At 71.4% G+C, this 20,852-nt stretch carries 17 protein-coding genes; 3 read left to right on the forward strand and 14 right to left on the reverse strand.

Annotated features, from left to right (window positions below; all coding sequences use genetic code 11):
- Positions 1 to 147: 147 nt before the first annotated feature.
- The gene (locus ACIGXM_RS28630) at positions 148 to 819 is read right to left on the reverse strand and encodes a fascin domain-containing protein (protein WP_396565820.1); all 672 of its coding nucleotides are present in this window, start codon (positions 817 to 819) and stop codon (positions 148 to 150) included.
- A 360-nt stretch (positions 820 to 1,179) separates the two neighbouring features.
- Between ACIGXM_RS28630 and ACIGXM_RS28635 the strand changes: the two genes are divergently transcribed.
- Positions 1,180 to 2,991: an AAA family ATPase gene (locus ACIGXM_RS28635; protein WP_396565821.1), complete on the forward strand. Its 1,812-nt coding sequence runs from the start codon at positions 1,180 to 1,182 to the stop codon at positions 2,989 to 2,991.
- Between the two features lie 639 nt (positions 2,992 to 3,630).
- Here the strand turns inward: ACIGXM_RS28635 and ACIGXM_RS28640 are convergent.
- The 9 genes from ACIGXM_RS28640 to ACIGXM_RS28680 all read right to left on the reverse strand — a co-directional run bounded on the left by ACIGXM_RS28640 (position 3,631) and on the right by ACIGXM_RS28680 (position 14,150).
- Positions 3,631 to 5,079 (reverse strand): NF041680 family putative transposase, encoded by a 1,449-nt coding sequence (locus ACIGXM_RS28640; protein ID WP_396565823.1) that lies wholly within the window; start codon positions 5,077 to 5,079, stop codon positions 3,631 to 3,633.
- Between the two features lie 136 nt (positions 5,080 to 5,215).
- Positions 5,216 to 6,970, reverse strand: coding sequence for a UvrD-helicase domain-containing protein (locus ACIGXM_RS28645; protein ID WP_396565825.1), 1,755 nt, complete (start codon positions 6,968 to 6,970; stop codon positions 5,216 to 5,218).
- Positions 6,967 to 8,937, reverse strand: a complete 1,971-nt coding sequence (locus ACIGXM_RS28650) for an ATP-dependent nuclease (protein WP_396565826.1) — start codon at positions 8,935 to 8,937, stop codon at positions 6,967 to 6,969. The genes ACIGXM_RS28645 and ACIGXM_RS28650 overlap by 4 nt, the downstream gene beginning before the upstream one ends.
- Positions 8,938 to 9,482: 545 nt before the next feature.
- Positions 9,483 to 10,442: a pirin family protein gene (locus tag ACIGXM_RS28655; protein ID WP_396565828.1), complete on the reverse strand. Its 960-nt coding sequence runs from the start codon at positions 10,440 to 10,442 to the stop codon at positions 9,483 to 9,485.
- Positions 10,443 to 10,503: 61 nt separating this feature from the next.
- Complete coding sequence (gene rpe / locus ACIGXM_RS28660) at positions 10,504 to 11,187, reverse strand: ribulose-phosphate 3-epimerase (protein ID WP_396565830.1); 684 nt, start codon at positions 11,185 to 11,187, stop codon at positions 10,504 to 10,506.
- A 56-nt stretch (positions 11,188 to 11,243) separates the two neighbouring features.
- Entirely contained in the window at positions 11,244 to 12,050 is an 807-nt protein-coding gene (locus tag ACIGXM_RS28665; protein ID WP_396565832.1) for a methyltransferase domain-containing protein, read from the reverse strand.
- A 117-nt stretch (positions 12,051 to 12,167) separates the two neighbouring features.
- Entirely contained in the window at positions 12,168 to 13,139 is a 972-nt protein-coding gene (locus ACIGXM_RS28670; RefSeq protein ID WP_396565834.1) for an aldo/keto reductase, read from the reverse strand.
- Between the two features lie 76 nt (positions 13,140 to 13,215).
- Positions 13,216 to 13,653 carry an ABC transporter permease gene (locus ACIGXM_RS28675; RefSeq protein WP_396565836.1) on the reverse strand — a complete coding sequence of 146 codons (438 nt, stop codon included), beginning with the start codon at positions 13,651 to 13,653 and terminating at the stop codon, positions 13,216 to 13,218.
- Positions 13,539 to 14,150, reverse strand: coding sequence for an ATP-binding cassette domain-containing protein (locus tag ACIGXM_RS28680; RefSeq protein WP_396565838.1), 612 nt, complete (start codon positions 14,148 to 14,150; stop codon positions 13,539 to 13,541). Before ACIGXM_RS28680 ends, ACIGXM_RS28675 begins: the two co-directional genes overlap by 115 nt.
- A 201-nt stretch (positions 14,151 to 14,351) precedes the next feature.
- Here ACIGXM_RS28680 and ACIGXM_RS28685 point away from each other — a divergent pair, with 201 nt between their 5' ends.
- The gene (locus ACIGXM_RS28685; protein WP_396565840.1) at positions 14,352 to 14,831 is read left to right on the forward strand and encodes a TetR/AcrR family transcriptional regulator C-terminal domain-containing protein; all 480 of its coding nucleotides are present in this window, start codon (positions 14,352 to 14,354) and stop codon (positions 14,829 to 14,831) included.
- A gap of 63 nt (positions 14,832 to 14,894) precedes the next feature.
- Here ACIGXM_RS28685 and ACIGXM_RS28690 read toward each other — a convergent pair whose 3' ends face one another.
- The 3 genes from ACIGXM_RS28690 to def all read right to left on the reverse strand — a co-directional run bounded on the left by ACIGXM_RS28690 (position 14,895) and on the right by def (position 17,946).
- Positions 14,895 to 16,346 (reverse strand): RsmB/NOP family class I SAM-dependent RNA methyltransferase, encoded by a 1,452-nt coding sequence (locus tag ACIGXM_RS28690; RefSeq protein WP_396565842.1) that lies wholly within the window; start codon positions 16,344 to 16,346, stop codon positions 14,895 to 14,897.
- A 55-nt stretch (positions 16,347 to 16,401) separates the two neighbouring features.
- Positions 16,402 to 17,337, reverse strand: a complete 936-nt coding sequence (fmt, locus tag ACIGXM_RS28695; protein WP_396565844.1) for a methionyl-tRNA formyltransferase — start codon at positions 17,335 to 17,337, stop codon at positions 16,402 to 16,404.
- 63 nt (positions 17,338 to 17,400) lie between these two features.
- Positions 17,401 to 17,946 (reverse strand): peptide deformylase, encoded by a 546-nt coding sequence (gene def / locus ACIGXM_RS28700; RefSeq protein WP_396565966.1) that lies wholly within the window; start codon positions 17,944 to 17,946, stop codon positions 17,401 to 17,403.
- 203 nt (positions 17,947 to 18,149) lie between these two features.
- On the opposite strand from def, the gene ACIGXM_RS28705 reads away from it, so the two are divergent.
- Positions 18,150 to 18,695: a hypothetical protein gene (locus tag ACIGXM_RS28705; RefSeq protein ID WP_396565846.1), complete on the forward strand. Its 546-nt coding sequence runs from the start codon at positions 18,150 to 18,152 to the stop codon at positions 18,693 to 18,695.
- A 70-nt stretch (positions 18,696 to 18,765) separates the two neighbouring features.
- On the opposite strand, the gene ACIGXM_RS28710 is transcribed toward ACIGXM_RS28705, so the two are convergent.
- A complete protein-coding gene (locus ACIGXM_RS28710) occupies positions 18,766 to 20,850 on the reverse strand; it encodes a primosomal protein N' (protein WP_396565848.1) in 2,085 nt (694 codons plus the stop codon).
- Positions 20,851 to 20,852: the final 2 nt, after the last annotated feature.

A 20,852-nucleotide genomic window follows, 5' to 3' on the forward strand; every position in this document is an offset into this window, starting at 1 on the left:
ACCGCCCAAGAGTCCTTCCCGCGTCTGTCGGCGTACGGGCCGGTTCGTCCGCCGTGGCACCCGCTCCGGCCCGGGTCGGAGCGGGTGCCACGGTTCCCGGAATCAGCGGGGGCCGGTCGGGTCACCGGCCCCCGCCCGGCGGTGCGGCTACTGGAACTGTTCCCAGGAGCCGGGGTCGGCGGCGGTGTCGGTGGCGGTGAGCTCGGCGTACTGGTTGCCGGAGAAGCCCATCTGGGCCGTCACGTAGTTTCCGTTGGCCACTGAGCGGATGGAGTAGCCGTTTCCGGTCGGCGCGAAGGTGAACTGCTCCCAGGGGCCGGGGGTGGCGATGTGGGCGCGGAGCATGCCGTACTGGGTACCGGTGTAGTCGAGTTGCGTGGTGACGTACTGGCCGTTCTGCACCGAGCGGATGGTGTAGGTGTTGGTGGTGGTGTTGAGGCAGATGTTGAACTGCTCCCAGGGGCCGGGGGTGCCGATGTGGGCGCGGAGCATGCCGTACTGGTCACCGGTGTAGTCGAGTTGCGTGGTGACGTACTGGCCGTTCTGCACCGAGCGGATGGTTGTGTTGTGCGTGGAGCAGACGATCCCGTTGTTGGAGTCCGCGGGCTGGAGGGAGCGGGTCACGTGCTGGGGGCGCTGGGACCGCAGTTGGGCTATCACCTGGCCCAGGCTGGAGGTGGGTCCTCCGGTGGTGTGGGTGGCGGTGGCCGCGAAGGCCGGTGCCGGCGGCAGGACGGCGAGGCCGGCCACCGAGAGGCCGAGCGCCGCGAGGGCGGCGCCGGTGGTGGTGGACATCCTGAGCGCGATGCTTCGCAACATATTGACTCCTCTTGGACGTTGGGGTGTTGGGAGCACGGACCGCGCCGACGGGCGTGGAGCTGTCGGCCCACCGGTTCAGCTGCCACAAGAGCAGACCATTGAGCCGGTTCGTGCACCAGGAAGAACAGCGGGACGAAGGACCGGAAAGACCCGCGTCCCACCGGAAGGACCGACGTCCGGCCCGAAGATCGCGGAGGGGTCGCCCGGCCGCCCTACTGACGGGTAGGGTTCGGTGTTTCGACACTCCTGCCCTGCCGGGTGCCTTTCCGGGTGCGGGACTTGTTGTGACGTCTGGACACCAGGGGAGGGTGTGTTGGTCGGACAACGGAGGTCGCGCCGGGCGCGTGCGGCGGTGGACCGTTGAGCGAGTTCGGCGAGATGCTGCGGGAGTGTCGTCGGACGGCCGGGCTGACCCAGGAGGAGCTCGCCGAGGCGGCGGGACTGTCCGCCCGGTCGGTCAGGGATCTGGAGCGGGGCCGTCGCGGGCGCCCGCAGCGCCGCACGGTGGAGCAACTGGTGTCGGCCCTGGGGCTGGTGGGGACCGCTGCCGACGCGCTGCTGGCGGCCCGTCGAGCCGGGCAGCCGGCGGACCCGCCGGCCGACCGAGGCCGGGATGCGGCCGTGCTGCTCGACCGGACCGAGCAGCTCGCCGTGGTGGAGCGCGCGGCCGCTGAGGCGCGGGCCGGCCGGGGCGCGGTGGTGCTGGTGCGGGCCGGTGCGGGGATGGGGAAGACCTCGCTGCTGAACGCCTGGGCGGGCGCCGAACAGGCCGGTGGGATGCGGGTGGTGCGGGCCGACGGCGGCGAGCTGGAGCAGGACTTCGCCTTCTCGGTGTTACGGCAGCTGGTCGAACCGCTGCTGGCCCGGGCCGGTTCCGCCGGGCGGGAGCGGCTGCTGTCGGGGCCGGCGGAGTTGGCCTCGTACGCCTTGCGGGTGGCCGGCGTCGACGGGGGGCCGGGGCTGTCGCCGGAGGCGTCGCTGGGTGTCCTGCACAGCCTGTACTGGCTGATGGTGCACGTCGCCGACGACGGGCCGCTCGCCCTGGTGGTCGACGACGCGCACTGGGCGGACGTGCCGTCGGTGCGATGGCTGGAGTACCTGGCCCGGCGGGTGCGCGGTCTGCCGTTACTGGTGGTGCTGGCCGCCCGCCCGGACAGCGGCACCCGGGCCGAGCCGCTGCTGGAGCAGATCGCCGCCCAGCCGCACTGCCGGCCCGTCGAGCTGCCGGCCCTCGCCGCCGACAGTGTGGCCTCGCTGGTGCGGGCCCGGCTGGGCGGGGACGCCGATCCGCGGTTCGCCGCCGCCTGCGCCGAGGCGACCCGGGGCAATCCCCTGCTGCTGCGCGAGCTGCTGCGGACGCTGGCCGACAGCGGGGTCGGGCCGACCGGCGATCAGGCCTCCGTGGTGGAGGAGTACCGGGGCCGGATCCTGGCGGGCACCGTCGTCAAGCGCCTGGCGGGCGAGCCGGAGCCGGTCCGCCTGCTGGTCCGCGCCCTGGTGGTGCTGGGGGACGGCGCCGGCTGGCAGGTCGCGGCCGAGCTGGCGGGGTTGGGGGAGGCGAGGGCCCGGGAGCTCGGCCGCCGGTTGCAGCGGATCGGGGTGCTGGCGCCCGGTGAACCGGCGCGGTTCGCGCATCCCCTGGTCGGCGCCGCGATCGCCGAAACCCTCTTCGGGCCGATGGAGTTGGCCGACGGACACGCCCAGACGGCCGAACTTCTCCGGCGCGAGGGGGCGCCCCACGCTCTGGTGGCGGCCCATCTGCTGCTGGCCGAACCCGACGGTGAGGCCTGGCGGGTGGACGTCCTGCGGGAGGCGGCGCGGGCAACCCGCGGCCGAGGGGCACCGGAGGTCACCGTGACCTATCTGCGCCGCGCCCTGCGCGAACCGATGTCGGTCAAGGAACGCGGCCCGCTGCTGCTGGAGTTGGGCGCGGACGAGTTACAGGTCGACATCGGTGCGGCCCGGCACCGCCTGGTGCAGGCCACCGACGCGCTGACCGACCCGTACGCCCGGGCCAAAAGGCCGTCTAGGTCGAATAGGACAATCGGTTGCATCGGTTGCTCTTTCGTTGGCGATCACGCGAGGACGAGCTGCCCCGCCCTGCATGAGCAGATGGTGCTGTGTTCGATGACGATACTCATGAGCCGCCGGCTGGCCCGGTGGCGAGCGTGAACCGTCCCGGGGTGGGCTCGTCGGCCCAGCCCCGGTCGGCCAGCCGCTTCATCTTCGACCGAACTCCTTCCACACTTGCCGGAAACGGCTCCAGTCCGAGTACGGCAGCGATCTCCTGACAGGACATCACTGGCTTCCCGCCGGATGCTTGTTCGGTGAGAGTGGCGAGGATGTGCTGGTAGTGGGGAGCGAGCGCGTCCATGGAAAGCGCGGGACGCCACACCGGGACGATCGAGCCCGATCGCGCGGCCCGCGTAGGGGAACCTCGGCGGGCGCGTTCGTCGCGGGCTCCGACCCGGAAGACTCACCGGCTCCCGGGCCAGCTTCACCTGCCTGTCCGGGCCGCGGCCCGGACAGAACCTCGCCAACGCGCTGCCGGGCGATCAGCCACTCGTGCCAGGCCGTCTCCGCTTCGGCGAGCTCAGCGAGTACCCGGTCCGCCACCTCCCGAAGCTCCTCCACGCGCTCACGCGCGGCCAGCTCCCGCTCCTCCAGGAGACCCACCACCGACGCCATCCCGGCACCTCCACCAACGAGACAACCCAACGCCCGAGCATGCCTCGCCATGTCGGCATCATGCCTGAACTGCGGAAACCCGCCGATCAAGTTCGGTACGACAACGGCTTCTAAGCTTGACGTTTAAGGTCGGCGGGCTTGGTGTTCCTTGATCGACTCGGCGCGTTTGACCGTCTTGCCGACGGCGTGGCGCTTGGCCCGGTGCTTGTTCTTCGAGCCGGGAGGCCGTCCGGGGCCCGGCCGGGATCGTTTCGGCACGGCCGCCGGGCAGGCCGCCGTCACGCGGATGTTGTGAAACCCGCGCCGCACTCGGGCGGGGGTGAGGCGGCGGGGTTCGGCCGCCGGCCGCTCCCAGGGGCGGCGGAGGTCCTCGGCGAGGGGGCGGGCGAGGCGGAGCTGGGTGTGGGCGGCAATGATCAGCCAGGTCCACAGGTCGGCGGTGTCTGCGTGGCGGACCTTCGGGGCCGTCCAGCCGAGCGTCTGCTTCATCAGCCTGAACGTGTGCTCCAGGTCGAATCTGCGGAGGAACGACTGCCACCAGCGGTCCACGTCGCCGGGCGCCGCGCCGGTGGCCGAGCACCACAGCCAGACCGGTTTCGGGTCGCGGTCGCCCGGCAGGTGTTCGACCTTGAGGCGGATCAACGTGCCGTGCAGGATGGGTAGTTCTTCTTCCGCGTGGTCCAGCCAGGGGCCGCGGTGGACGAGTCGGGGGTGCATGCGGTCCCAGGCGATCGCCTCGGCCTTGCCGTAGCGGGTGGTGTCCGTGGCCGTGGTGACGTCGGGCTGGTGCCAGGTGTCGGGCTTGGCGAAGGTCAGGACACCGCCGTGGCGGCGGGGGCGGCCGCCCTTCGGGCCGGATCGGGCGGGTCCGGCGTCGCGGAGCATGACGCGGTCCGAGCGCAAGCGCCCGACCAGCACCACCGGGAGGTCGGCCAGGGCGTGGGAGAGGTAGGCGACGTCGTAACCGGAGTCCATCACGATCAGGATCTCGGGATCACCCGGCCGCCAGTGCTCGGCTTGCGTCAACCGCTCGACGACGTCGCGCAGTTGGGCGGCGGTAACGGCGGTCGCGTCGTCCGCGGGGCCCAGGCGCACGGCGTCCAGCAGCGCGCACCACGAGGTGCGGCCGGACTCCAGCGCGGCGACGAAGGAGTACGGCCAGCCGGGCACGAACTGGTCCGTCTTGCGGTCCCCACGTCCGTAGACATGGCAGAACAGCCGGTCGTCGCTGGTCGCAGCGTCGGGGCGGAGCCAGTTGCTCACGTCCACGGCCAGCACGATCCGCCCATCGGCCGCCTTCGGCAGCGGCAGGGCGGCCAGAGTGCGGCGCAAGCGCCTCGGTTCGCACCAGCCCCGGTCCAGGGCGGCGTACAGGGCACCGTGCCCGCGCCGGTGCTCAAACGCCAGCGACAGCTCGACCAGCGTCTTCACCGGCCCGTCCGCGCACAACACCGCATCAGCGAGCTCGAAGAGCGCGTCCTGGCGGGCGTACAGGCAGTCGTAAAGCTCAACCCGAAAGCGGGACAAGAGGTCCAATGCCCCACCTGCGGGCACCTCGGCTGGGAGACTCATACGCAGCGGCCGTTCCTTCAAGCTTCGTTACTCGACATCTCGAAGCGTGAAGAACGGCCGCGCCACGTGCGCCCGGATCCCGGAGACCTCAGCCGGTCGAGTGACGCGCGAGGTTAAACGCCAAGCTAAGCTGCTGCTATGCAGTCGATCGGGGCCTGACCTGGTAAGGCACCGCATCCCGAGAGAGCAACTTCGTGACCCGCTCGAGTTGGCCGTTAGGCACCACGAGCATCAGCAACTGCTCTGCTCTAGAGGCCCCAACGTAGAGCACTCGCCTCGCCTCGGTAGCGAAGCCGTATTCCCAGTCGTCGAGGACTGTGCGGCCTGTTGCCTCGTGTTTCCGCAGCTTCGCTGGGAGTGTCAGCGCCACCACTGGGAATTCGAGTCCCTTTACACCGTGCACGGTGGAGTGGGGCAGCACGCTCGGCGCGCCGGCACCCTTCAGGGCCACCCAGTCACTGGCTGTCGGTGCCCTGAACAGAGCAGTGTTGATTGTCAGATTGGAGGGCCAGGCAAGCTCCGCCAGGCGCGATCTAACGGTCGCGCTGAACTGGGAGGCCGTCATCTGTTCCGGATCCAGAACTTGGCATAGGCGAACAGTGGTGTCGCGCAGCCAGCGGCGGTCAATGCCGTGGCGCTCCAGGACAGCATCAAGCGAGTAAGGGCCAAAGGTCCCGACCGCGGCCTCGACGAGGTCACGCTCAACTCGTTCCAATGCTGCAACCCGGAGGCTTCCGTCCGTGTTGGCTCTGAGCTTTTGGCCAGCGTCGACAATCGCGGCGACGCGGTTGTTACCGACCGCGTCAACCGTACTTACTCCTACGGCACGCATGGCATCGGCGCTGCCGTGGGAGAGCGTGATGGTCAGCTCTGCGGTAAACCCGTACTCCTCAGCTGTTGCGCGGACCTGCGATGCGATGTCAGTCGACTGGCGATAGCCGATTACCTGGATAGCCAGTTCGCTGCTTGCCCATGGTCCCCGGGCGATGTCGAGTTGGTCACCAGCTCTCAAGCTTGCATTGAGTGCACAGATCGCCGGAGTGCTACGGAAGTTGTCGCTCAGTGAGAGCTGGCGTGGCAGCTGGCCAGCGAACGTCTTCACCATTTCAGGCATGGCGCGTCGGAATTCATAGATAGCTTGATCCAGGTCGCCGATCATGAGGACTGGAACGCCACAGCCCATCAAGAACTGGAGGACAACGAGTTCCTCCTCCCCGCAATCCTGAGCCTCGTCAACGATTACCTCGGCAAAGCGGTTGGCGACGAGTGCTTCGATCATCCCTCTCATCGTGGGATCCGTGATCCAGGAGCGTGCCAGGAAGCGTGCGGCGTCGCAGCTGACGGTGCCCGCTTCGATAAGCGCCCGGTATATGGCGCCCGCACGGTTCTCTGCTTCCTGGCGTCGAGTCGTGGTGAGGAGTCCGATCAGTGCGTTTCCCGCCCGGGTTGGGACCCTGTCCGGACACAGGGTGGCGTGCCCTTCAACGTCGAAGTCGAACCAGGAGAGCTGAACGTCAGGTACCTGGGCGTTGCCGGCCAAACGGAAGCGGGACGCATTGACGTCATTCCAGGACTGGATCAGGCGCGGGCTCACGCCGAACACCGTGCGGTATAGCGGGGCCACGAGGAAACGGCTCACGAAGCTGTCGAAGGTTCCCACAAAGTGTGGGGCTTGGGTGGCCTCGCGCTGGTCCGCACAGCGGCGGTGTACCTCGTCGATCGCCGCGTTGGTGAACGACACCAGTGCGACGCCCTTGCGCGGCTCCTCACGGGTGCGTCGAACGTAGCGCGCGACGACGGCGCGCGTCTTGCCAGCCCCCGGGCATGCCGTGACGAACGTGCTCTCGGCTACTGCATCAACCAACTCTTGCTGCTGGTCGGTGAGGGTCATTGGTCGGCTCCACCGGCCGGACCGCCGGGGTTCGAGACCACGCGGTCGATTGCCTCTTTCAGGTACGCCGGCGTCGTAAAGGGCTTGCCGTCCTTCAGCAGCAGGGCGACGTCGTGGGCGAACTCGCCCTTACTGATGAAGGGCTTCTTGTTCTTACTCTTGGTCTTGGCCTTCAGCCTCTTGTAGAAGGCGAACACCGGGTCTTCCTCCGCCATGATGGCGTCCCAGTGCTTCTTGGATCGTGGGTGCTGCTTGAGATACGCCTCGCCGAGGATGATGTCGTTCCCCGCCGGAGCGAGAAGGTCGGCCTCCAGGGTGTGGCTTGCCTCGGCCACGATCAGCCGGTCCGCGGCACCGAGTTCGAGCGCCATGCCCTCCAGATCTGCACGTCGGTTGTACGCGATGGAGTCGTCGTCTCGGTCGTTGGCTTCGGAAGTTCCTCCGTCACTCTCGGCATCTCTCGGCGTTTCCGCCCCGTCTGGTGATATGCGAACGTCGGCAGCTGCCTCGAGTTCGCCGGGGATCTCCGGGTCTGCGTCGGTAACAACGATCAGTTGATCCAGCAGTCGACAGCCGTTGACCTCGCCCAGGAGGAGAGCAATGTACGGGCGGAAGTCGACGCTGCCAACATTGACGATCGTGACCGCCTGGAAGTCACGCCGTCTACTCCTGGACTGCGGATCGTCGCCCTTGTAGAGGCACTGCTTGGCGATCACTGGCAGGAGAACAGCCTCGGCGATTCCCTCCACGAGTATGACCTTGCGAGCGAAGAGGATTCCTGCCCGGGTCGCGTCGAGGTATTGGTCGATCTTACGTCGGCTATCTTCGTCCAACGGGAGTCGGCGCAGGGGAATCGCCTGAGTGGTGTTGCGCCTGATGCTCACAGCGCCAGAGTCAGTTGTCGTCTCGTCGACAGCGACCTGTGTCCGAAGGGCCACTACATTGTCGATGCCCACTGCGCTCGCCAGGTGGGAGGAGTGCGTGGTCGCGACGACCTGGATGCGGCCAGCCCGACCCTGGGTGTCGTCACGAGCCGAGTAGCGGGCTTGCTCCTGCAAGTAGTCCAATAGGACCGCCTGCAACTGCGGGTGAAGGTGGGCCTCCGGTTCCTCAACGAGGAACAGCGTGAGTTCCGAGTCCTTGGCCTTGGAGAGCTCCAAGATGACTGTGGCAATGTACAGCAGGTTGGCGTAGCCAAGTCCCGAGTCAGCCAGGTCTGCCGGATCGATGCCGTGCTCGGCCATCTTGACGCGAAGGGAGCGGGTCAGTCTGCTGAGCTCGTAGTCGTGGAAGCTGACATCAACAAACTGCCCTCGCACGGCCTGCGTCAGCCCGCTCAGATGCCCCTGGATCGCCTGAGACGTCTTCGCGAGAACCGGGTCATCACGCAGTTCCTTGAAGGCGATGTTGGCCTTTGAGAGGAACTGTGCCTGCTCGTCGTCGTTGGTCAACTGCTGTATCACTCGGACGAGCCGGCTACCGTCAGCCGAACCGAGCTCACGCTGTGCGTCGCGTAGAGGAGCGAGGTAGACGTGAGTGATGTGTTCACGAAGCTCGGGCTCCGCGTCGGGCCCCTGAGTGAAACCGGCAGTGAATATCGGGCGTCTCTGCCGGATCCCGGAACCGCTGGATCGAAACGTGGTGCCAAGGTAGGCGCGCTTCGTCGGGACGTCGAGCGCCGCGATGTACTGGGATTGCTGCATCGTCGTGAGCCCGTCAAGCTCGACACCGAACTCGACATCATGGTCCTCGCGGCCATGTGCGCGGTCCGCCTCATCAAACCAGCGACCGCTCCTCGGGTTGAGTGGTGTGGTAGCCAGGCGCAACGCCTCAATGACGTTCGACTTCCCCGAGTTGTTCTCCCCTACCAGAAGGGTGATGTCCGGTTGCAGCTCGACTGTGAGGTCGCGGCATGAACGGAAGTTCTTGACCGTCAACCTGCTCACGAACATGCCGGTAGCGTCCACCAAGACTCTCCTCCGTACTCATGTTCCCGATGAGTCTCAGGAGAAGCAGGCTGGCACACTCCGCTGCTCTCCGCAGCAGGTTTGCCAAGAACAAAGGTGCAGTCGAGCGGCTTGTGACCCTGACGGCCAATCACGACAACCGGAGGCCGACGACATGGTTGAGCCGCAGCCACCGAGAGCCCCCGTATGCCCGTGGCCGTGAACCCGCCGCGACGGCTGCTTCCATCAGCCCCCAAGCCCAACCAGCCACTACTGTCGGTCACCACTGACTCCAAGCCAGGCTGGTGCCAAACATCGGAGCAGCCGCGCCCAGTGGTCTAAACCTATTTAGCTGACGCATCATCAGGAAGGTCAGCATTGGTCAGCATTGGTCTGACTAAACCCTGTGACAGATAGCCGTACTCACGACTCCCGCACTGCGGCGAGCCGACTCTCGAGCGGCCTGCAGGTCCTTCGCAGTGAAGCCCCCTTGTGAGGCTCCACCGCATCCGACCCGCCTCCATGGAGAGCGCCGTGAACCAGGGCCATAGGAACATAAGCCCAGGTCAGCCAGCCCTTCCCCGCGGCTTCATCGGCACCGAGGGCAGCGTGGGTGCGGACAGCCGCTCCCCGTCGTAGCCGAGTACCTCGCCGAACCTGGACCCTTCCATCCAGTCAGATCGTGCCTGTACGATCTCCTCCGTCGAGCGTCCGATGAAGTTCCACCACATGACGATCCGCTCCTCGAACGGTTCACCGCCGAGGAGGAGCAGGGAGCCGTCGGTGCGGGCGTGCAGGGACAGGTCGCGGCGGCCGCAGCCGAGGTAGAGGAGCGAGCCGGGCTCCACCCGGACGCCGTCGACCTCGATGGAGCCGGTCATGGCGAGGGCCGCGTACTCGAAGGCGGGCTCGACGGGGAGTGCGGTCGTGCTGCCCTCGGTGAGGGTGAGGTCCACGCCGACGAGTGGGGTGTGCGTGGTGCCGGGAGAGGTGGCGCCGTCCAGTTCGCCGAGGATCACCGTGCCGTGCAGGCCGGCGGCGGTGACCTCGGGGAGGACGGGGTGGTGCTCGAAGGTGGGGGCGGTGTGCCGGTGGGCGTCCGGCAGGGCGACCCAGAGCTGGGCGCCGTGCAGCAGCCGGGCGTGCTCGCGCGGGGACTCCTCGGAGTGCGAGATGGCCCGGCCCGAGGTCATCAGGCCGAGTTCGCGCGGGCGGACGGTCTGCAGGCTGCCCAGGCTGTCGCGGTGCAGCACCTCGCCTTCGTGCAGCCAGCTGACGGTCTGCAGGCCCATGTGCGGGTGCGGCGGGACCTGCATGCCCGGCTCGTCGGCGATGTCGTCCGGGCCGTAGTGGTCGACGAAGCACCAGGCGCCGACCATCCGCCGGCCGAGGTTGGGCAACAGCCGGCGGACCTGGGTGCTCTCGCCGAGCCGCACCGTGCGCCCGGTCAGCAGTTCGCGGACCGGGCCGGTGCTGGCGTCGCCGCCGCAGAGGGTCGCGACGGGCTTGAGGTCAAGGTTGCTCATGATCGTCACGGTACCCAGTACGGTGCTGAACCACCCAAGGCGGTGTTGGACCGCCCACGGCTCAGTGCGCGCAGGCCCAGGGTGCCTTGGCGGTGGCTGCCTCGGCGCTGGCGCGCAGCGAGCGGACCGCCTCGGCCGGGTCCGCGGCGCCGTACACCGCCGAGCCGGCCACGAAGACGTCGGCGCCCGCCTCGGCGCAGCGCTCGATGGTGGCGGCCGAGACTCCGCCGTCGACCTGCAGCCAGAGCTCCAGGCCGTGCTTGGCGATCAGCTCCCGGGTGCGGCGGATCTTGGGCAGCATGATGTCCAGGAACGCCTGGCCGCCGAAGCCCGGCTCGACCGTCATGATCAGGATCATGTCCAGCTCGGAGAGCAGGTCCTCGTACGGCTCGATCGGCGTGGCGGGCTTGAGCGCCATCGAGGCGCGGGCGCCCTTGGCGCGGATCTCCCGGGCGAGGCGCACCGGCGCCGCGGCGGCCTCCGCGTGGAAGGTGACCGAACCGGCCCCCGCCTCGACGTACTGCGGCGCCCAGCGGTCCGGCTGCTCGATCATCAGGTGGCAGTCCAGCGGGATGTCGGTGGCCCGGGCCAGCGCCTCCACGACCGGGACGCCGAGGGTGAGGTTGGGCACGAAGTGGTTGTCCATGACGTCCACGTGCAGCCAGTCGGCCCCACGCACCGCCTCGGCCTCCTCGGCGAGGCGGGCGAAGTCCGCGGAGAGCATGCTGGGGTTGATCTGTGCCATTTCCGAATACCTTCACCACTTGGCTCGGGCCACCACCGCGGTCGCCCCGGCCCCCATCATCTCCCGAGCGGCGGTCGGCCTCCGCGCCGGGCCGGGCGTTCCAGCACCACCAGGTCGTAGCGCTCCTCGACCGGCCGCGGCGGTCGCTGGGCCCGGGCGGCCGCGGTGAGCCGGTCCAGGCCGGCGGCGAACTCGGCGGGGCTCAGCGCGTCGAACTTGGACTCCGCCCGCAGGGCCAGCCGGTCCCGGAACTCCCCGAGGCCGCTGGCGACCGGCGCGCGGTGCGAGCAGATCCGGTGGACCGCCAGGCCGGCGGCCGTGAAGTCGTCCAGCACCTCGCCCTCGGAGGGGAAGCGCGCGGCGTCGGTCTCCCGCAGCCGCGGCCAGTAGTCGTAGACCGGCGCGTCCAGCCGCTCGCGGAAGGTCGTGCGGATCACCAGCCGGCCGCCGGGCCGCAGTACCCGGACCAGCTCCCGCGCGGCGGCCGGCCGGTCCGACAGGTGGTGCACCACCCGGGAGAGCAGCGCGAGGTCGAAGCCCTCGGCCGGCAGCGGCAGGGCCTCCGCGCGGGCCGGTAGGTAGCGCACCCGGGGGTGGGCGTGGAGCCGCTCGGCCTGCTCCAGCATGGGCGCCGCGGGGTCGACCCCGACCACCTGCACGGCGGGCAGCGCACGGGCCAGCGCGGCGCAGAACACGCCCGTTCCGGCACCGACCTCCAGCACCGCGGTCGCCCCGGCCGGGGCGTAGCCGGCGATCAGCTCGGCCCAGCCGCGCAGTGACTCGGCGGGTATCCCGTTGCCGGCCTGGTAGACGGCGGCCAGCCGCGGGTCGGCGTGCACGACGCCCGTCCCTCGAACGTCCATCTCCCGGTCGCGCTCCTTCCTCGACGTCATCGGTGTCGGTGCGCCGCCTGCACGTCGCCGGGCGGCCCGGCGCACGCCGCTCACGTACTCACGAACGCCCGCTCGCGGACCCCGTGCTCACCAGGCGTAGTCCTCCGGCGCGGGCCGGTGGCCGGGGAAGATCTCGTCCAGCCGGTCCAGCGCCTTCTGGTCCAGCTCCACGTCCAGCGCCCGCAGCGCCCCGTGCAGCTGCTCCAGGGTGCGCGGCCCGACGATCGGTGCGGTCACCACGGGCCGGGTGAGCAGCCAGGCCAGCGCGATGTCGGCCGGCTCGTGACCGAGTTCGGCGGCGAAGTCCTCGTACGCCTGGAGCTGCTCGCGCTTGCCCTCCAGTGCCTCGGCGGACCGGCCGGTGACCCGGCGGACGCCCTCGCGCTCCTTGCGCAGCACCCCTCCGAGCAGCCCGCCGTGCAGCGGGGACCACGGGATCACGCCGAGGCCGTAGTGCTCGGCGGCCGGTAGCACCTCCAGCTCCACGTCCCGCACCAGCAGGTTGTAGAGCGACTGCTCGCTCACCAGGCCGAGGAAGTTGCGCGCCCTGGCCGTCTCCTGGGCCTGCGCGAGGTGCCAGCCGGCGAAGTTGCTGGACCCGACGTAGAGGATCTTGCCCTGGGCGACCAGCACCTCCATCGCCTGCCAGATCTCCTCCCACGGCGTGGCCCGGTCGACGTGGTGCATCTGGTAGAGGTCGATGTGGTCGGTCCGCAGTCGGCGCAGGCTGGCATCCACCGCGCGGCGGATGTTGAGTGCGGAGAGCCCGCTCTCGTTGGGCCACTCGCCCATCGCGGCGTAGACCTTGGTGGCCAGCACGGTCCGCTCGCGGCGGCCGCCACCACCGGCGAACCAGCTGCCGAGGATCTCCTCGGTGCGGCCCTTGTTCTCGCCCCAGCCGTAGACGTTGGCGGTGTCGAAGAAGTTGATGCCCTGCTCGTGTGCGGTGTCCATGATCTGGTGCGCGTCGTCCTCGGACGTGTGCGGGCCGAAGTTCATCGTGCCCAGGCAGAAGCGGGAGACGCGGAGGCCGGTGCGGCCGAGGTGGGTGAACTCCATAAGGCATCACCCTCCGCCCGCACCGGCCCTTTTGTCCAGCCTGACCTGCCATCAACTACCTTTGGCGATGGGTGGACTAGCGTCCGTTTGCGCCGTACGAGCGAACCGCGAGCGGGGCGCAGACGGCCAGCAGCAGCACCGCCCAGCCGAGGGTGGCCGGCACCGGGTGGTGCAGCGGCCAGGTCGACCCGCCCACGGCCGGGTTGCCGAACAGCTCCCGGACAGCCGCGACCACCGTGCTGACCGGGTTCCACCCGGCGACCAGCCGCAGCCAGGCCGGCATCCCGCCGGTCGGCACGAAGACGTTGGTGACCATCGCCACCGGGAAGGTGAGGACGGCGAGTTGGCCCGCCAGCTCCTCCCGACCGGCAGCCAGCCCCAGGCAGGTCCCCAGCCAGGTCAGCACGAACCGGAAGAGCACCAACAAGCCGAAGGCGACCAGCGCGTCGGGCAGCCTGCGGTGGATCCGCCAGCCGGCCAGCAGCCCGACCCCGACCAGCGGCAGCAGCACCACGACACCGACCACTCCTTGAGCCGCTCCGGCGGCCCCTCGGCGACGGCCCGGCCGCGGCCGAGCACCAGCACCGTGTCGGCGAGCCGGTCGGCCTCGTCCAGGTACTGGGTGGTGAGCAGCACGGTGCTGCCGTCGTCGGTCAACTCCCGTACCGCCGACCAGATTCCGAGCCGGTGGAAGCGGCCGACCAGGTGCAGGTTCTCGCGGCCGGTGAGGCCCTCGTCCACCGCCGCGTGCTGTCCGGCCAGGCCGATGCTGCGCCGGACCAGGTCGAGCTCCCGGACCACGTCGTGGCCGGCCACCCCGGCCCAGCAGGTGTCCGGCGCGGCGAGCGTGGCCAGCACCCGGACGGCCGTGGTCTTGCCGGCACCGTTCGGACCGAGCAGGCCGTACACCGTCCCGGCCGGGACGGCCAGGTCCAGGCCGTCCAGCGCTCGGGACCTGCCGTAGGTCTTGCCCAACCCCTCGGCAGCGATGACGAGTTGTGTTCGCGACATGACGACCCTCGATTCTCCAGATACAGCGTACGTAGAAGAGCGGCAGGGCCATGCCAGTACTACGTACGCCGTACGTCACCAGGATGGGGACCGAGGTGATCTTCTCGTGCCGTCCAGTGACTCTTCCGCCCACGGGACAGCCGCCCGCCGGACCGCTGCCGCTCCCCCGCCGGCCGGTGGCGGCTCGCCCGATTCGACCTGATGCTGGACTCGGTGGTCGCCGAGTACGAGCTGCCCGCCGAACCCTCCGGGGACGTCCGGGCCGACCTCACGGCCCTCGCCCACCAGCAGCTGGGCATCCTGCGCCGGCACCGCTGGGCGCTCTCACTGGTCATCACCCGGCCCACCCTGGGCCCCAACGGGCTGCGCTTCCTGGACCACTTCCTCGCCGTGCTGGCCCCCACGGAGCTCGACGGCAGCGCCAAGCTGGAGGCGATGGCGCTGTTCAGCGGCTTCGTCTGCCAGTTCGCCGAGTGGGAGCACGGCGGCGTCTCCCCCGGCCAGGACCGCTTGCAGGCGCAGCGCGAACTGGCCGAATACCTGGGCCGGGCCGCTCTCACCGGCCAGTACCCGCACCTGGCCGCCAACCTGGCCGGCCGCGCGGCGCCGGCGGACCTCGACCAGCTCTTCGCCCGCTCGCTGCGCCGCATCCTGACCGCGATGCTCACCCCGGTCAACTAGGGCTCGTCTGACAATTCCCGCCGGGCGCGAATTGTCAGACAAGCCCGAGGGGCCCTCCCAGGCTCAGGCGGTACGGCGCAGCAGCGCGAGGTACATCGCGTCCGTGCCGTGCAGGTGCGGCCAGAGCTGGATGTCCGGGCCGGCACCGAGCGCGGGAACGCCGGGCAGCAGTGGCCGGGCGTCGATCCACTCGACCTCCGGCGCACCGCGCAGGACGTCCTCGACCACCGCACGGGTCTCGGCCAGGTGCGGCGAGCAGGTGGCGTACCCGACCACCCCGCCGACCCGGACCGCCGCGAGAGCCGAGCGCAGCAGGTCACGCTGGAGCGGGCCGAAGCCGGCGACGTCCTCGGGCCGGCGGCGCCAGCGGGCCTCCGGACGGCGGCGCAGCGCGCCGAGGCCGGAGCAGGGCACGTCCATCAGCACCCGGTCGAAGCTCCCGGGCCGCCAGGCGGGCTTGGTGCCGTCCGCGGCGATCACGGTGTACGGGCCGGGGTTGCCGTCCAGCGCCCGGGCCACCAGGCGGGCCCGGTGCGGCTGCTTCTCGGACGCCACCAGCGCGGCGCCCCGCTCGGCGGCCAGCGCGCCGAGCAGCGCGGCCTTGCCACCGGGGCCCGCGCAGCCGTCCAACCAGAGCCGGTCCGGCCCGTCCAGCGGCGCGTTGGCCAGCGCGACGGCGACCAGCTGGCTTCCCTCGTCCTGCACACCGGCCCGGTTCTCCTTGACCGCGGCCAGCTCGCCCGGGTCGCCGCCCTCGGCGAGCCGCACCGCGTACGGGGACCAGCGGCCGGGCGAGCTGTCCGGCAGCGCGGCGGCGAGGTCGGCGGTGGCGATCCGGCCGGGCCGGGCCACCAGGGTCACCTCCGGGCGCTCGTTGTCGGCCCGCAGCAGCTCCTCGACGGCGCTGCGCCCGGAGGCGTCCGGCTGCCAGCGGCCGAGCGCGTCCCAGAGCGAGGCGACCACCCAACGCGGGTGCGAGTGGACGACCGCCAGGTGGTCCTCGGCGTCCTCCTCGTACCGCGGGGCGACCTGGGCGATCCAGCTGTCCAGGTCCTGGGCGCTGATCCGGCGCAGCACCGCGTTGACGAACTTGGCCCGGCCGTCGCCGAGCACCACCCGGGCCAGTTCGACGGTGGCCGAGACGGCGGCGTGCGAGGGGATCCGGGTGGCCAGCAGCTGGTGGGCACCGAGCGAGAGGACGTCCAGCACCGGCGGGTCCACCTCGCGCAGCGGCCGGTCGATGCAGGCGGCGATGATCGCGTCGTAGCTGCCCTGCATCCGCAGCGTGCCGTAGACCAGCTCGGTGGCGAGCGCGGCGTCCCGCCGGTCCAGCTTCTGCTTCTGCTCGGCCTCCCGCAGCAGCGAGGGCAGGATCAGGTTGGCGTAGGCGTCGCGCTCGTCGACGGCGCGCAGGGCGCGGAACGCGACGATCCGGGCCGGGTCCTGCTTCGGACGGCGGTGCGGGCGCGGCGCGCCCTTCGGACGCGGGGTGCGCGAGGCGCTGGGGGTGCTCACGGGACTTACCTCAAGGTGCTGCGGAAAAGGCGGAAAAGGAGGACGGACTGGGAGTTCAGGCGCCGAGCCGCTCACCGCTCTCGATCCGGACGCCTCGCGCCCAGTCTGCCGCGCGCATCGGCTTCTTGCCCTGCGGCTGGACCTCGCCCAGCTCGATCTCGTGGCTGCCGGTGCCGGCCCGCACGCTGTTCTTCTCCACCGCCAGCTCGCCGGGGGCCAGCTCGGTACGGTCGGTCAGCAGCCGGACCGGGCCGGAGAGCTTGAGGCGCTCGCCGCGGAAGGTGGTCCAGGCGCCCGGCGCCGGGGCGCAGCCGCGCACCAGGCGGTCGATCCGCAACGCGGGGTGGGCCCACTCGATCCTGGCGTCCTCGACGGTGATCTTGGGCGCCAGGGTGACCCCCTGGGCGGGCTGCGGGACGGCCTCCAGGGTGCCGTCCTCGATGCCGTCCATGGTCGCGCCGAGCAGCCGCGCGCCGGCCCGGGCCAGCCGGTCGAGCAGCTCGCCGCTGGTGTCGGTGGGGTGGATGTCCTCGGTGATGATCCCGAAGACCGGGCCGGAGTCCAGGCCGCGCTCGATCAGGAAGGTCGAGGCACCGGTCACCTCGTCGCCGGCCAGCACCGCGTGCTGGACGGGGGCCGCGCCGCGCCAGGCCGGCAGCAGCGAGAAGTGCAGGTTGACCCAGCCGTGCCGGGGGATCTCCAGGGCCGGCTCGCGCAGCAGCGCGCCGTACGCGACCACCGGGCAGCAGTCCGGGGCCAACTCGGCCAGCCGGGCCAGGAACTCGGGCTCGCTCGGCTTCGCGGGCTTGAGGACCTCGATCCCGGCCTCCGCCGCCCGCTGGCCGACCGGGCTGGCCACCAGCCGGCGGCCGCGGCCGGCCGGCGCGTCGGGGCGGGTCACCACGGCGACCACCTCGTGCCGGTCGGAGGCGAGCAACGCCTCCAGCGCGGGGACGGCGACCTCGGGGGTTCCGGCGAAGACGAGACGCAAGGGTCAGGACCTTTCAGCAGCTGGCGGAGGGGAGTGGACGTCGGGGTGAACGGGGCGGACCGCTCAGCGGATCGCACCGAAGGTGCTGTGCGGGGAGATCCGCACCACGGGGGCCGGCTCGGCGCCCCAGTCGGCCTCCCGGATCGCGCGCAGCGCCTCCTTGCGCGCCTCGCGGTCCAGTCGGTCGATGAAGATGATCCCGTCCAGGTGGTCGGTCTCGTGCTGGATGCAGCGGGCCAGCAGCTGGGTGCCCTCGACGGTCACCGGGTCGCCGTACTCGTTGAACCCGCGCGCCACCACACCGTAGGCGCGCCTGGTGTCGAAGCGCAGCCCCGGCAGTGACAGGCAGCCCTCCGGGCCGTCCTGCTCCTCCTCGGAGAGCGACAGGTCCGGGTTGATCAGGTGACCGGTCACCCCGTCCACGTGGTACGTGAACACCCGCAACGAGACGCCGAGTTGAGGAGCCGCCAGGCCGGCCCCGGGGGCCGCCAGCATGGTCTCGGTCAGATCCTTGACCAGACCGCGCAACTCCTTGTCGAAGGTGGTCACCGGCTGCGCCTTGGCGCGCAGGACCGGGTCACCGAAGATCCGGATCGGTTTGATCGGCACGGTGGCGGGCTCCTCAGTCGGGCGGGGCAAAGCGTCAGTCTATGCCGTGGCCGGACCCGGCCGACCGCCGATCCGGCAGATCCCGGATCGACCCGACGCGTGACCCCGAGGCCGCTTCGGCGTTGGTCAAGTGGGATTGACCGCGAGTTTCACCGGGCCGGCGCGGGGCCCCCATCACTTGCACGGAAGGTGGCCTGAGCACGATGGCCGAGCAGATCAATCACGACACCCGGGCACGGGCGAGCCTGCACATGCTGGTACGCGACATCGAGCGGGTCCGCCGCCAGGTGGACGCCCTGCGCACCCTGACCGCGCAGCTGGGCAACGTCTACCGCCCGCGGCGCCCCAGCAGTTCCGGCGGCTTCGTGGTCTACGGGCGGGCGCCGGCGCCGACCGTGCGGCTGGCCCAGGAGCTGCGCGAGAGCGTGGAGACCCTGGTCGCCGCCGCGGTCGAGTTCGACCGGGCGCTGGGCTTCTCCTGGGACTCGGTGGGCTCCGCCCTCGGGGTCACCAAGCAGGCGGTGCACCGCCGCTACGGCATGCGGCGCTCGGCCACCGAGCTGCTCGGGGCCGGCGGGAACACGCTGGCCGGCGCCGTCCCGACGCCCGCCGCGCCGCGCGACGACTGCCTGGACGAGGAGCCGGCCGGCGCCGCCGCCGCGTTGGAGGAGCCGGCCGCGGGCCAGCTGGCCCGATCCGTCCCGGCCGCCCGGCAGGCCAGCCGGCCGGGGGTCCAGTTGCGAGGGTGACCAGCGCTCGAGGCTTTGCTACGTGGGAAGTCGGCCTGGCCGACTTCCCACTCGGCTTGTCGAGGGCCGATCAGCCGATGTCCGGCGGGTCGATCCGCACCTTGACCGGCTCCGCGGTCCGCAGCGCCACCCGGGCGATCTGCGCCGCCTTCAGCGCCGCCGCCAGCGCTCCGCCCTGCCCGGGGCGCACGCGCAGCAGCGCACGCTCCTGTTCCTCACCGCGCCCCCCGGGTGCGGGGAGCGGGACCGGCCCCAGCAGATCCGTCCCCTCCGGCAGCCGGGTCAGCGCCAGCAGGTCGGCCACCGCCCCCGGCGACCCGGTCACCGAGGCCATCCGGGAGACCGGCGGGAACCGCAGCTGGGCCCGCTCGTCCAGCTCCAGACCGGCGTGCCCGGCCGGGTCCCAGCGGACCAGCGCCTGCACCGGCCGTGCGCCCGGCTCGGCCACGATCACCACCACGCCACTCTGAGCGGCCGGCCGGACCAGCGAGGCCGCCGCCAGCCAGAGCCGCAGCGCCTCCTCGCCGGCCCGCAGGTCGGGACGGTTCAGCAGCGCCCAGCCGTCCAGCAGCAGCGCCGCCGCGTAGCCGCCCTCCGCCACCGGCTCGGCGCCGGGCGTGGAGATCACCAGCGCCGGCTCCCCCGGCACGGTGGCCAGCACCGCGTCCCGCCCCGAGGTGCGCACCGGCACCTGCGGAAAGGCCTTGCCAAGCTCCTCCGCCGTCCGCCGGGCACCCACCACCTGCGCCCGCAGCCGGAACGACCCGCACTCCACGCAGTGCCAGTCCGCCTCCTCCAGCCCGCACCAGGCGCAGCGCAGCGCCTGCCCGGCGCCCGTGGCCTCCAACGGCCCGACGCAGCGCGCGCAGCGGGCCGGGGTGCGGCAACGGTCGCAGGCCAGCCTCGGCGCGTAGCCCCGCCGTGGCACCTGGACCAGCACCGGGCCGTCGCGCAGCGCCTCCCGAGCCACCTGCCAGGCCACCGACGGCAACCGGGCGGTCTGCGCGGCCTCGTCGCGCGCCTGGTCGGCGTCCCCCACCGTGCGCACCCGCGGCGCGGTCTCCCGGACCGTCGCGCGGTCGGCGGCCAGCGGCCGGGCCCAGCCGGTGCGCAGCAGCTGAGCACCCTCGACGGTCATCGCCAGCCCGCCGAGCAGCACCGCCGCGCCCTCCTCGGCGGCCCGCAGCAGCGCCACCTCCCGCACGTGCGGGTGCGGCGCGCGCGGATCGCTGTGGCTGCTGTCGCCGTCCGACCAGACCACCAGCAGGCCGAGGTCGCGGACCGGCGCGAAGACCGCCGCCCGGGTGCCGATCGCGGCCCGTACCGAGCCACGGCTGACGGTCAGCCAGCGGCGGTAGCGCTCCTTGGGGCCCAGGTCGGCGCTGAGCGCGGTGTGCCGCCCGGGGCCGAGCAGCTCGCCGAGCGCCCGGTCGACGCGGGCCACTGCCCGCCCGTCCGGCAGCACGGCGAGCGCGCCACGCCCGGCGCTGAGCGTGGCGGCCATCGCCCGGGCGATCTCCTGCGGCCAGTCGGGACCCGGCAGCGCCGTCCAGACCGCGCGCGGGGCGTGGCCGGCGGCCAGCGCGGCCAGGTACTCCGGGCCCTGCGGGTAGCGCCGCCAGCTGCCCGGCTCCGGCTGCGCCGGCGGCGGCAGCGGGTCGGGTGAGGGCTCCGCCTCGGCCTTGGCGTGTCGCGGTGGCACCGCGAGCTGCAGCACGTCGGCCAGCGTGCCGGCGTAGCGGTCGGCGATGGTCCGGCTGAGCCGCAGCAGCGCCGGGGTGAGCACCCGCTCCGGCGAGAGCACCTGGGCCAGCGGGGCGAGCGGGCCGGGGTAGTCGCTGACGGCCAGGCGCTCGACGATGAAGCCGTCGTGCAGTTCACCACCCTCGCGCCGCCCGGCCACCACGCGCGCCCCGAAACGCACCCGGACCCGGCAGCCGGGCTGGGCGTCCTCGGCCATCGTGGCGGGCACCGCGTAGTCGAAGAACTGGTCCAGGTGGAGCAGCCCCTTGTCCACCAGCACTCGGGCCACCGGCAGCTCGGCGGCCGGCAGCGCACCGCGCCAGGTGCGCGGCTTGGCCCGGCGGACCGTCTCCCGGATCAGCGCCAGCTGCTCGGGCGGGCCGCCCGGAGCGTCGTCGTGCTCACCGCTCATCG

It is taken from the genome of Kitasatospora sp. NPDC052896, assembly GCF_044547075.1.
Lineage (GTDB): Bacteria > Actinomycetota > Actinomycetes > Streptomycetales > Streptomycetaceae > Kitasatospora.